Below are 12,037 nucleotides of genomic sequence, written 5' to 3' on the forward strand. Positions count from 1 at the left end.
GCTCCGTCAGCGGCCCGCGGCCCGGCCGCCGCGTATCAAAGCCCTCCATTCGGGTCCGTACGATCGGGGCAGCGGCCGGGGAGCCAGTTGCCGTGGAAGCCCGTGGGGACGCGGACCGGCAGGTGCACCTCCGCCACCGGCCGGGCCGACAGGTCGGCGGCGTCCAGGATCGCCAGGTAGCCGGTGCCGCGGGAGCGGTCGTGGGCGAAAGTCATCAGGTATCCGTCGTCGTCACCCGACGTCACCCGCCGGGGGACGAAGACCGCCTCGCCGCAGGTGTGCCCGGCGGGCAGCCGATGCACCTCGCGGGTCGCGCCCCTGGCGAAGTCGTACTTGTAGATCTCCGAGCGCTCCGGCTCGGCCTCCAGCGAGAAGCCGGTGACGTACCCGAAGCGGTGGCGCCGCCCGACCTCGGCGTCGGCGACCCGCGGATACTCGATCGCCGCGTCGTCCAGCGGCCGCTCGGCGACCGTGCCCGCGGCCAGGTCCAGCCGCCACTCGTGCAAGGTGGGCAGGCCACCGCCGATGTCCTCGGGGCCGTCCCGCCACAGCGTCGGCACCCGGCAGCCGGTGACCGTGATCGCGCCGTCCGCCTCCGAGGCGTTCATGGTGTGCCACACGTAGCACGGCTCGACGTCGAACCAGCGCACCGGCCCGCCGGTCCGGCGCATCACACCGAACCGGGCGCCGTGCCCGTCGTCCCACCGCCACGGCATCCCGCCGCCGGCGGCCGTCGCCGGGTCGAAGACGACGGGCAGGTCCATGAAGATCGCGTGGTTCTCGGTGATGGCGAAGTCGTGCATCATTGTCGCCCGCGGGACCTCCACCACCTGTGACTGGAGCAGCTCGCCGGTCGGCGCGGCGCGATGGTAGGTGAGGTACGGCGGGCGCAGCCGGGAGCCGAAGAACAGCAGCTCGCCGGTCCCGGGGCAGATCTTGGGATGGGCGGTCATGGGGGTGCGCAGCGCCCCGCCGAAGGTGAACGGCCCGACCGTTTCCAGCTCCGGCGTGATCTCGTGGGGAAAGCCTCCCTCCTCCAGGGCGAGCAGCCGGCCCGCGTGGGAGACCAGGTGGGTGTTGGCGGTGGAGACCCGGTAGTCCACCTGCCCGGTGGCCTGGTCGAAGGCCAGGGCGAAGCGCGACTCGCCCGGGTGCTCGTACAGCGGGGTCCGCACGTACCGGTTGCGGTACCAGCGGGCCCGCCCGCCGCCCAAAGCCACCGCGTGGACCATGCCGTCACCCGCGAAGTAGTGCGGCGACCAGCCGGTCCGCGGGTTGGGGCCGTTGCGGAGGTACACACCGTTCAGCTCCCCGGGAACGGCGCCGATCACCTCGGCCGGTTCCAGCGTCGTCTCCTCGGTGACCGGTGCGTTGTTCCCCGCCAGGTGGAGGGGCGTGTCGGCGTTCTGCGCGGCCGTCATCTGCTGGGTTCTCCCGTCGTTCGATCCGGCCGTGCCAGGATGCCGGGAGGATTCCTGGAGAAACAGTCTTGTTCTTGCCGGGGCCGTCAGCCGCTCGGAGAACGCGCAGCGTACGGCGGTGCGAAAAAGTCCGGCGGCGCGGACGACCGGGTCGGCCCGCCCGCCGCACTCGCCGCTCAGCCGCGCCAGCCCCCCTCGTCCACCCCGCCGGGCACGCCCGCCGCGGGGTCGTAGGGGGTGCGGGTGAAGACGAAGGTGTTGAGGTCCAGGTGGCTGAGCGAGCCGTCGGCCCGGCGGACCAGGCTCAGCCTCTCACCGGCGTAGTAGCCGTCCAGGCCGAGCCAGGTCCCGTCGGTCTGGGCGGCGAACCGGGAGGCCCGCCCGGCGCCGCCGATCGGGTTGAGTGACAGCCCCCGCCCGGGCAGTAGTCGCAGCGCGTACGCGCTCGGCCCCCAGTACCACGGGCCGGTCAGCTCCAGCAGGTCGGCGTCGGCCGTGGCGGGCTCCCACTCGGCGGGCAGGCGCGGCTCGTACGCGTCCAGGATGGCCAGCAGCTCGGTCAGCAGGGTACGGCTCACCCCCGAGGTGGAGTTGGCCATGAACAGCACGCCCACCCTGTCGGACGGGTCGGCCCAGACCGTGGCCAGAAAGCCCGGCATGGAACCGGTGTGACCGGCCAGGCGGCGACCGCCGGCCCGGGCGAGCTGCAGGCCCAGGCCGAAACCACCGGTCCAGGCGTCGCCGTCGTCGACGATCGCCGGTTCGCGCATCTCGGCCACCGTGGCCGGGTCCAGCACGCCCGCGGTGTCGCCGGCCAGGAACACCGCCCACCGGGCGAGGTCGGCGGAGGTGGCCCAGAACTGCCCGGCCGGGGCCATCGCGACCGCGTCGTGCTCGGGCTCGGGCAGCAGCACGTCCGCCCACGGGTGCACGGCGTAGCCGGTGGCGTGCGGGGAGCGCGGGCGGGTGGTGGTGTCGCGCATGCCCAGCGGCTCCAGCACCTCCGCCTGCACGGCCCGCGCCCAGCTCACCCCCCGCTGCCTGGACACCAGCTCGCCCAGCAGGGCGAAACCCAGGTTGGAGTAGTGGAAGCGGCGGCCTGGGCGATGCCGGGCGGTCTCCGGGCCGAGCAGGCCGATCAGCTCGTCCACCGGCATGCCCGGGGTCCGCTCCCACCACTGCCCCGGCGACTCGGCGGTCAGCCCGGCGGTGTGCGACAGCAACTGGGCGACCGTCACCTCGGCGACCGGCGTGCCGGGAACGTGCTTGCCGATCGGGTCGAGCAGGTCCACCCGGCCCTCGTCGCGGAGCCGCATGACCACCGTGGCGACCATGCTCTTGGTGATGGAGCCGATCCGGTACTGGGTGCTCTGGTCCGGCGCGGCCCCCTCCACCCTGCCGCGCGAGCCGAACCAGGCGAGCCGTCCGTCTCGCACCACGGCCGCGGTCAGGGAGGGCAGTCGCGACTCGGCCTGCTCCACCGCGATCCTGCGCAGCAGCGCGCGAGCCGTACTCTCCAGAACCGGCGACATCAGTTGACCCCTCCCCGACACGACAAGTGTCCCCAGGCTAGTGCCGCCGGAGCCTCACCAGCATCCCGGCAGATCCCCCCGGTGGGTCACCGATCAGCCGCCGCGTCGCCCGCGTGATCGCCACCTGCAGATCATGGCCGCCCATCGGGGTCCGGGCCAGAATCTCGGCGGGTTCGACGACCACCACGGCGTCGAATCCCAGCCCTTTCGAGGCGGTGACGGTCAAAACCGCGACGGGGGACCAGGAGGCCGGCGGAGGCGGGGAAGAGGGCGGGCCTCGAACCTTGATTGTCAGGTAATACGTTGCCGTCTGACAGACTCCTGGCCATGGCAGACGCGGTCGAGTCGTGCGGCACCAGTGGACGGGTGCGCGTCGGCGTCCTCGGTTCCCTGGTGCTGGACACCGCTGCCGGCCCGACGCGGGTCGGGGGCGCGCGGCTGCGGGTGTTGCTGGCCCGGCTGGCGCTGGACGCCGGGCGTGCCGTCCGGCCGGCGACCGTGGTCGAGGCGCTGTGGGGCGAGACGGCACCGGCGGCCCCCCTGCACGCGCTGCAGTCGCTGGTGTCCCGGTTGCGGCGCGTCCTGGGCGACCCCGGGCTGCTCACCTTGGGCCCGGCCGGGTACCGGCTGGCCGTCGAGCCGGACGCGGTCGACGCCGTCCGGTTCGAGCGGCTGGCCCGCGCGGGCCGGCGCTCGCACGCGGAGTCCCGGCCCGCCGAGGCCGCCGCCACCTTGCGCGAGGCCCTGAGCCTGTGGCGCGGCCCCGCCTTGGCGGACGTGCGGGAGGCGCCGTTCGCCGCCGCCGAGGCCGAACGGCTTGAGCGGGCCCGGCTGGCCGCCCTGGAGGACCGGGTCGAAGCCGAGCTCGCGCTGGGCGCCGACCTCGACCTGGTCGCCGAGCTCGAATCGCTGACCGCCGCGCACCCGTTGCGCGAACGGCTGCACGCCCAGCTGATCCGAGCCCTGGCGCTGAACGGCCGCGGCGCCGAGGCGCTGGCCGCCTACCAGCGGATCCGCGGCCTGCTGGCGGACGGTTTCGGCAGCGATCCCGGGCCGCGGCTCCAGGAGGCCCACCTGGCGGTGTTGCGCGGTGAACCTCCCCGTCCCCGGCGATCGCACGGCAATCTGGACGTCCCGCTCACCAGCTTCGTGGGCCGCGACGACGACGTCCGCCGCGTGGTCGAACTGCTCGGCCGAGTCCGGCTGGTCACCCTGGCCGGTCCCGGAGGAGCGGGCAAAACCCGGCTGGCCAACACCGTCGGCCGACGGCTCACACCGTCCGGCGGGGTGTGGTTCGTCCCGCTGGCCCCGGTCGGCGCGGACGACGTGCCCCGCGTGGTGCTCGACCTGTTGCGGGTGCGCGCGGAGGGCGCGCAGCCGCGGCCTGTCACCCCGGAGGCGGTTCTGGACCGCCTGGTCGGGACACTCGCGGACGACGACCTGGTGCTGGTGCTGGACAACTGCGAGCACGTGATCGAGGCCGCCGCGGCGCTCGCCGGGACCCTGCTCGGCCGGTGCCCGAGGCTGCGGGTGCTGGCTACCAGCCGGGAACCCCTGCGGATCGACGGCGAGACCCTGCACCCGGTGCTCCCGCTGGAGCTGCCGGAACCGGGGGCGACGGTGGAGCGGGCCCGTGCCTGCGCGGCGGTCCGGCTGTTTCACGACCGGGCCGCCGCGGTGCGGCCGGGCTTCGCCCCGGAGGGCGGCGCGCTGACGGCGGCGGTGGAGATCTGTCGCCGCCTGGACGGCCTGCCGCTGGCGATCGAGCTGGCCGCGGCACGGTTGCGTGCCCTGCCGGTCGAGGTGGTCGCCGCACGGCTGGACGACCGGTTCCGGCTGCTCACCGGGGGCAGCCGCACCGCGTTGCCGCGACACCGGACCCTGAGCGCGGCGGTGGCCTGGAGCTGGGACCTGCTCGACACCGACGAGCGAGCGCTGCTGGAACGGCTGTCGGTCGTGCCCGGCGCCTTCACCGAGGACGCGGCGGAGGCGATCGGCCGGTTGGGCGACGTCCGGGAGCTGCTGACGGCGCTGGTCGACAAGTCCCTGCTGCACCCGGTGGAGCCCGCCGACCCGGTCGAGCCGCGCTACCGCGTGCTGGAGACCATCCGGGAGTACGGCCTCGGGCAACTGGCCCGGCGTGACGAGGTCGACGTCGTACGCGGGAGGCACGCCGGGTTCCTCCTCCGGCTGGCCGAGACCGCGGATTCGCGCCTGCGCACGTCCGACCAGCTGCGCTGGCTGGCCCGCCTGTCCGCGGAACGGGACAACCTGTCGGCCGCGATCCGCTGGGCGGCCGAGTCCGGAGACGCCGACCTGGCGGTCCGGCTCGGCGCCGCACTGTGCTGGTTCTGGTTCCTGCGAGACCACCCGCCGGAGTCGCTGGACCTGCTCGGCCGGGTGCTCCAGGCTCGCGGCCCGACCGAGCCGCGGGCCCGCGCGCTGGTGGTCGCCGCGCACGCGCTCGCCACCACCGAGGCCATCAGCCGGCCGGACGAGGCGGAAGCGGCCTTCGACCGGATCAGGGAGGCGCTGGAGCACGCCGCCCCCGGCACCCACCCCATTCTGGAGATGGCCCGGCTGGCGCTCGCCATAGGCTCGGGACGCGACCGAACCGCACCGGACACGCTCAGTACCCCGGACGAGCGGACGGATCTCTGGAGCCGGTCGCTGGCCCTGCTGGTCCGAGGCGTGCTGGCCATGAACACCGGGCACCCCGCCGAGGCGACGCACGTGCTGTCGCGCGCGCTGACCGGCTTCGAGGAACTCGGCGAGCGGTGGGGCCTGGCGATCACACTGAGCACCCTGAATTCGGCGTTGCGGCGGGCCGGCGACCCGGCCGGCGCGCCCGCGTCGGCCGAGCGGGCCACCCGGTACTTCCGGGAACTCGGCATGCCCGAGCACACGATGGAGAACGAGGTGGCGGCCGCACTGCACCGGGCTCAAGCCGGCGACGTGGACGGAGGGCGGCGGCAGCTGACGGGCCTGCTCGACCAGGCCGAGCGGACCGGGTCGGCGGAGTCGCAGGCTCAGGCGCGCCTGGGCTTGGCACGACTGGAGTGGCGGGCCGGGCGGCCGGGGCCGGCCCGCGAACACGCCCGGGCCGGCTTGGCCGAGGCGCCACCCGGCCGGTCGACCCCGCACCTGGCCGCGTTGCTGCTGGGCGTGCTCGCCCAGGTGGACGTCGCGGAGGGTTTCCCGGACAGGGCGCTACGCCGGCTCGACCACCCGGCGGTGCACCTGACGCTGACCTGGCATACGCCGGTCGCGGCCTCGATCGCGGCCGTGGTCGCCGCGATCGAGCTGTGCCGCGACCGGCCGGAGCGGGCGGGACGGCTGCTCGGGGTCGCCGCCGTGCTGCGGGGCTGGGACGACCTCGGCGACGCCGACATGCTGGTGATCACGCGGCGGGCCACGGCCGCCCTGGGCGCCGACGGGTTCGCGGCCGCGCACGCCGCGGGTGCGGCGATGTCGCGCGCCGAGGCCGAAGGCCTGGTGTCCGCGACCGTCACCGCACCCGCGGCCGGCTGCGCCGGTCAGCCGGCGTGAGCCGCGGCCGGCACGGGCTTGCCGAACATCGTGCAGGTCACGGCGGCCTGGAGCGCCTGGGCGGCCTTGGCGATCTTCGGGTCGGTCTCGAACTCGGCCCAGAACTCCGTCGAGATGAGGACGGTCGCCGTGCGGCTGCCGGTGCGGTCGGTGAGGCCGGTGGTCAGGTAGCCGGGCATGCCGCCGTCGTGACCCCAGAACGTGCCGCACGGGGTGGCACCGGTCTGGATGCCCAGCCCGTAGCCTGGGCCGGCCGGCTGCCGTGAGTCCACCGGCACCGTGGTGCGCATCTGTGCCGTCTGGGCGGCGGGCAGCAGCGCGCCGGACATCAACGCGGTGTGGAACCGGGACCAGTCCTGCGTGGTGGACACCACCGCCCCGGCCGCCCCGCCCCACCCGGGGTCGTTGTCGGAGACGTTCACGTGACCGTGGTGGCGCGCCCCGGCGAAGTTCCTGAACCCGGCCGGCACACTCGGCGGCATGTGGGCGGCGTCCGGTTCGTAGCCGCGGGCATGGGGGCCGTGCCAGATGGAGTCCGTGGCGTAGTAGGTGTGTTTGAGGCCGAGCGGCCGGGCGATCCGGTCCCGGACCAGATCGGCCAGGCTCGCCCCGGTGGCCCTCTCCAGGACGGCGCCGATGGCGGCGTAGCCGGTGTTGCTGTACGACCATTTCGTGCCCGGCGCGAACAGCGGATCGTGCTTCACCCCCACGGCGAGCAGCTTCGCCGAGGTCCACCGCCGCCGGTCTCTGCCGAGCATCGAGGGCCGGACCACGGCGTCCTGGGTGTAGTCGAACAGGCCGCCGGTGTGGTTCAGCAGCATGCGCAACGTGATCGCCTTGCCGTTGGGCACCTTGCCCGGCAGCCACTTCTCCACCGGGTCGGTCAGGGCGAGCCCGCCCTCGGCGACCAGTTGCAGCACGAGCGTGGCCACCATGGTCTTGGTGCTGGAGCCCATGCGGAACTCGTCCCCCGCCTTGAGCAGGTGATCCCGTCTGGTCCAGGCGGCCTGCTCGGTGATCTCGACCGGCCTTCCGCGGCCGTCGTCGACCCGCACGATCACGCCGGGCGCCCCGGCCTCCACCAGCTTCCGCGCCAGCTGCTGTAGCTGGGCGCGCTGCGCCTTGGTGCCGCTCCGGGGCACGGACGCCGTGGCCGCGGCGGCGGCCGGGAACGCCGCGGCCACGGCCAGGCTCACGGCCGGTGCCGAGGCTGCGAGCGTGCGCAGCCAACGTGGCCGCACCGCGCGGTCAGACGAAGAATCACGTGGGGACATACCCGTTCCTCCGGGTGATGGGTGATGGGTGACGCGGACGACCTCACCCTCCAACCCGCCGCTCACAAACCGCACACAGCACGCTGTCAGCCACCCGGCCGGTGATGATGTCGATAGCCCCGCCCTTGCGCCGGACCCGGGCGCGCCGGTTGCGCGAGGCCCGGCCCGTCGACGGCCGGCCTCGGAACCTCCGGCGCGCGTGCGGCCTCCTCAGGCCCCGAAAACGCCCCGCGCCGAGCGGTCGTCAACCTCGTCCCGGGTACGCCGCGCCGATGAGGCCGCGCGGGAACGCGTCGCCCGGAACCCGGCGAGGAGCCCCTCCATCCGGGACCGCCCACGAATAGACTACCAAAAGTCATGATTTAACTACTTTAAGTGGGAATAATGCTGAAAGTGTGGCTCTGACGTGGCGGGGTGCCGGTCGGAGACCGCCGGGCAGGACGGACGGTTAAGGAGGCAGCGATGGAGTGGTTTCCCGCCATGCCCCTGGAGGACTGGAGCGGCACGAAGGAGACGGTGCACCGGTTCGCCCAGATCGTCGGCAAGGTACGGCTGGCCCTGAGCGTCCGCCGCAACCACTGGTGGAACGTCGCCTTTCACCTGACCGGGCGGGGCATCACCTCGCGCCCCATGGGCGGCCTCGACGACACGCCGATCCTCACCGTCGACTTCGACTTCGTCGGCCACCGGCTCGTCGTCAGCCGGCTGGACGGGCGGAGCGCGACGTTCAGCCTGATCGGCCAGTCGGTCGCCTCCTTCCACCGAACCCTGTTCGAGGTGCTGGAGGACCTGGGCGCCGAGGTGGAGATCGAAGCCGAGCCGTTCGGGCTCACCGACGAGACGCCCTTCGCCCGAGACACCGGGCACGCCGGCTACGACCCGGCCCTGGTGACCCGCTACTGGCGGATCCTGTCCCAGGTCAACCTGGTGCTGGAACGGTTCGCGGCGGAGTTCCACGGCAAGATCAGCCCGGTGCACCACTTCTGGCACACCTTCGACATCGCCGTGACCCGTTTCTCCGGCCGCCCGGCCGGCGCCCAGCCCCAGGCCGACCCCGTCACCAGGGAGGCCTACTCCGAGGAGGTGATCAGCAGCGGGTTCTGGTTCGGCGACGACGCCATGCCCTGGCCGGCCTTCTACTCCTACACCGCCCCCGAGCCGGCCGGGCTCGCCGCGGAGCCGCTCCGCCCCGAGCGGGCGGCCTGGCTGCCCGCCCGGGGCAACCACCTGGCGGTCCTGCGCTACGACGACGCGCGCGCCCACGACGATCCCGTCGCCACCGTGCTGGACTTCCTCGGCAGCGCCTACCAGGCGGGCGCCCGCCTGGCCTGCTGGGACGAGGCCCTGCTCATCAGCCCGCCCGGCATCACCGACCCCCTGCTGGAGAGGCGGCACTGAGCGCCACTCGGCGGCGACCGGCACGGCACCGCGGCGGCCCTCAAACTCCAGCCGGTCGACCAGGAGAACGCCGGGGAGCCGGTGGCGCTGCGCGCCTGGAACGGCGACGGCGCGGTACGACCGCTCCACGACGACCCGGCCACCGGCGCGATGCTGCTCGAACGCCTGGACACCGCCCGCCCGCTCTCCCGCCTCCACGACGACCCGGCGGCCCTGCGGATCCTCTCCGAACTGCTGGCCCGGCCGGTCTCGCTCCCGGCGCCGGACGGCCTGCCCCTGACGGAGATCCTGGGCCTGGACCGGCGGCGCGCGGCGGGCTGGACCCTCGGCCGGGTGCCGCAGAACGCCCTGTGGGACGTCGAGGACGGCGGAACCGCCCTGCAGCCGGAGCAGGTGGCGATCGCCCGGGCCCTGCTGGACGGCCGACCTGCCGCCGCACCGGGCATGACCCGTCATGAAGGCCCGCCAGGGGGCGACTCCGATGCGGAGCCGAACCTCCGTGATCGGGACCGCCCGGAGCGCGGCGGAACGCACACCGGGGGAGCCGCACGCCCGGAAGACGGAATGCCCGGCGCCGGAGCAGGACGGTGCCCGTCTGCGGCAGAATACCCGGCATGACCACCCCTCCGGCAGAGCGCACCCCCGGCACCGTGCTGGAGGCCGTGCTCGAACGGATCACCTACGCCAACGAGGAGACCGGCTACACCATCGCCAGGGTGGCCGCCGAACGCTCGGGAACCGACCTGCTCACCGTGGTCGGGCCGCTGCTGGGCGCCCAGCCGGGCGAGTCGCTGCGGCTGACCGGACGGTGGACCTCCCACCCGCGCTACGGCAAGCAGTTCGAGGTGTGGTCCTACACCACCGTGCTGCCCGCCACCGTCCAGGGCATCCAGCGCTACCTGGGCTCCGGGCTGATCAAGGGCATCGGGCCGAAGATGGCCGAGCGGATCGTCGACCACTTCGGCGCGGACACCCTGGAGATCATCGAAACCACCCCCGAGCGGCTCGTCGAGGTCCCCGGGCTCGGCCCCAAGCGGACCAAGATGATCGCCGTCGCCTGGGAGGAACAGAAGATCATCAAAGAGGTGATGATCTTCCTGCAGGGGGTCGGGGTCTCCACCTCCATCGCGGTGCGGATCTTCAAGCAGTACGGCGACGCCTCCATCACGGTCGTCAAGAACGAGCCGTACCGGCTGGCCGACGACGTGTGGGGCATCGGTTTCAAGACCGCCGACACCATCGCCCAGGCCGTCGGCATTCCGCACGACAGCCCGGAACGGGTCAAGGCGGGCCTGCGCTACACCCTGTCGCAGGCCGCCGACGACGGCCACTGCTATCTCCCTGCCCCCAACCTCGTCGGCGACGCGGTGAAGATCCTCCAGGTCCCGGCCGAGCTGACCGTCCAGTGCCTGGAGGAACTGGTCGCCGAGGAGGGCGTGGTCCGCGAGGAGGTCCCCGTCGGAGACGGCGCCGTCCCCGCGGTCTACCTGGTCCCCTTCCACCGCGCGGAGCTGTCGCTGGCCGGCTCGCTGCGCGGGCTGCTCAACTCCGGGCACGACCGGCTGGCCGCCTTCGGATCCGTGGACTGGGACGTGGCCCTGCGATGGCTGCGCGAGCAGACCAGCGCCGAACTCGCCGCCGAGCAGGCCCAGGCCGTACGGCTGGCGCTGAGCGAGAAGGTCGCGGTGCTGACCGGCGGCCCCGGCTGCGGCAAGAGCTTCACCGTGCGCTCCATCGTCACCCTGGCCCGGGCCAAGAAGGCCAGGGTCATCCTGGCCGCCCCCACCGGCCGGGCGGCCAAGAGACTCGCCGAGCTGACCGGCCACGAGGCCACCACCGTGCACCGGCTGCTGCAGCTGCGCCCCGGCGGCGACGCCACCTTCGACCGCGACAACCCCCTGGACGCCGACCTGGTCGTGGTGGACGAGTCCTCGATGCTGGACCTGCTGCTGGCCAACAAGCTGGTCAAGGCCGTGGCCCCCGGAACGCACCTGCTGTTCGTGGGGGACGTGGACCAGCTGCCCTCGGTCGGCGCCGGCGAGGTGCTGCGGGACCTGCTGGCCGCCGAGGAGGAGATCCCCCGTGTACGGCTGACGCACATCTTCCGCCAGGCTCAGGAGTCGGGCGTGGTCACCAACGCCCACCGGGTCAACACCGGCCTGCCCCCGGCCCTGGAGGGCATGACCGACTTCTTCCTGTTCCCGTGTGAGGAGCCGGAGGAGATCGCGGCGCTGACCGTGGACGTGGTGGCCAACCGGATCCCGCGCAGGTTCGGCCTCAACCCGCGCCGGGACGTGCAGGTGCTGGCACCGATGCACCGGGGCGCGGCGGGGGCGGGCAACCTCAACGCCACACTGCAGGAGGCGCTGACCCCGTCACGCGAGGGCATGCCCGAGCGCCGCTACGGCGGACGTGTCTTCCGGGTCGGCGACAAGGTCACCCAGCTGCGCAACAACTACGACAAGGGCGCGGCGGGGGTGTTCAACGGCACCGTGGGCATGGTGGTCGACATCAAACCCGACGACCACAAGCTGACCGTGCTGACCGACGAAGACGAGAACGTCGAGTACGCCTTCGACGAGCTGGACGAGCTGGCCCACGCCTACGCGGTCTCCATCCACCGCTCCCAGGGCAGCGAGTATCCGGCGGTGGTCATCCCGCTCGCCACCAGCGCCTGGATGATGTTGCAGCGCAACCTGCTCTACACCGCGATCACCCGGGCCAAGAAGCTCGTGGTCATCGTGGGCTCGCGCCGGGCTCTCGCGCAGGCGGTGCGGACCCGCGGCGCCGGACGCCGCCACACCAGCCTCACCCACCGGCTGCGCTCGCCGGGAGACCACCCGTGGCGGTGACGCCGGAGGCA

General features: G+C 73.5%; 7 protein-coding genes. 4 read left to right on the forward strand and 3 right to left on the reverse strand.

Features of this window, described 5'->3' with window-relative positions; translation table 11 throughout:
• Positions 1-35: 35 nt before the first annotated feature.
• Together ACWEF2_RS00185 and ACWEF2_RS00190 are read right to left on the reverse strand one after the other, a co-directional pair.
• Positions 36-1,421: a carotenoid oxygenase family protein gene (locus ACWEF2_RS00185; RefSeq protein WP_453810792.1), complete on the reverse strand. Its 1,386-nt coding sequence runs from the start codon at positions 1,419-1,421 to the stop codon at positions 36-38.
• Positions 1,422-1,597: 176 nt separating this feature from the next.
• Positions 1,598-2,953, reverse strand: a complete 1,356-nt coding sequence (locus ACWEF2_RS00190) for a serine hydrolase domain-containing protein (protein WP_453810793.1) — start codon at positions 2,951-2,953, stop codon at positions 1,598-1,600.
• Positions 2,954-3,256: 303 nt separating this feature from the next.
• On the opposite strand from ACWEF2_RS00190, the gene ACWEF2_RS00195 reads away from it, so the two are divergent.
• Positions 3,257-6,502, forward strand: a complete 3,246-nt coding sequence (locus ACWEF2_RS00195) for a BTAD domain-containing putative transcriptional regulator (RefSeq protein WP_453810794.1) — start codon at positions 3,257-3,259, stop codon at positions 6,500-6,502.
• On the opposite strand, the gene ACWEF2_RS00200 is transcribed toward ACWEF2_RS00195, so the two are convergent.
• Entirely contained in the window at positions 6,490-7,743 is a 1,254-nt protein-coding gene (locus ACWEF2_RS00200) for a serine hydrolase domain-containing protein (RefSeq protein WP_453810795.1), read from the reverse strand. The two genes, ACWEF2_RS00195 and ACWEF2_RS00200, sit on opposite strands and share 13 nt — an antisense overlap.
• A gap of 495 nt (positions 7,744-8,238) precedes the next feature.
• Between ACWEF2_RS00200 and ACWEF2_RS00205 the strand changes: the two genes are divergently transcribed.
• From ACWEF2_RS00205 to recD2, 3 genes are all read left to right on the forward strand, one after another.
• The gene (locus tag ACWEF2_RS00205; protein WP_453810796.1) at positions 8,239-9,174 is read left to right on the forward strand and encodes a DUF5996 family protein; all 936 of its coding nucleotides are present in this window, start codon (positions 8,239-8,241) and stop codon (positions 9,172-9,174) included.
• An 81-nt stretch (positions 9,175-9,255) separates the two neighbouring features.
• The gene (locus tag ACWEF2_RS00210; protein ID WP_453810797.1) at positions 9,256-9,792 is read left to right on the forward strand and encodes an aminoglycoside phosphotransferase family protein; all 537 of its coding nucleotides are present in this window, start codon (positions 9,256-9,258) and stop codon (positions 9,790-9,792) included.
• The gene (gene recD2 / locus ACWEF2_RS00215) at positions 9,789-12,026 is read left to right on the forward strand and encodes an SF1B family DNA helicase RecD2 (protein ID WP_453810798.1); all 2,238 of its coding nucleotides are present in this window, start codon (positions 9,789-9,791) and stop codon (positions 12,024-12,026) included. The genes ACWEF2_RS00210 and recD2 overlap by 4 nt, the downstream gene beginning before the upstream one ends.
• Positions 12,027-12,037: the final 11 nt, after the last annotated feature.

It is taken from the genome of Streptosporangium sp. NPDC004631 (assembly GCF_053601935.1).

Excerpts from the sequence above, each read along its gene's own strand:
- ACWEF2_RS00190 (WP_453810793.1), bottom strand. The coding sequence starts at position 2,953 with ATGTCGCCGGTTCTGGAGAGTACGGCTCGCGCGCTGCTGCGCAGGATC.
- ACWEF2_RS00185 (WP_453810792.1), bottom strand. The coding sequence starts at position 1,421 with ATGACGGCCGCGCAGAACGCCGACACGCCCCTCCACCTGGCGGGGAAC.
- ACWEF2_RS00205 (WP_453810796.1), top strand. The coding sequence starts at position 8,239 with ATGGAGTGGTTTCCCGCCATGCCCCTGGAGGACTGGAGCGGCACGAAG.
- recD2 (WP_453810798.1), top strand. The coding sequence starts at position 9,789 with ATGACCACCCCTCCGGCAGAGCGCACCCCCGGCACCGTGCTGGAGGCC.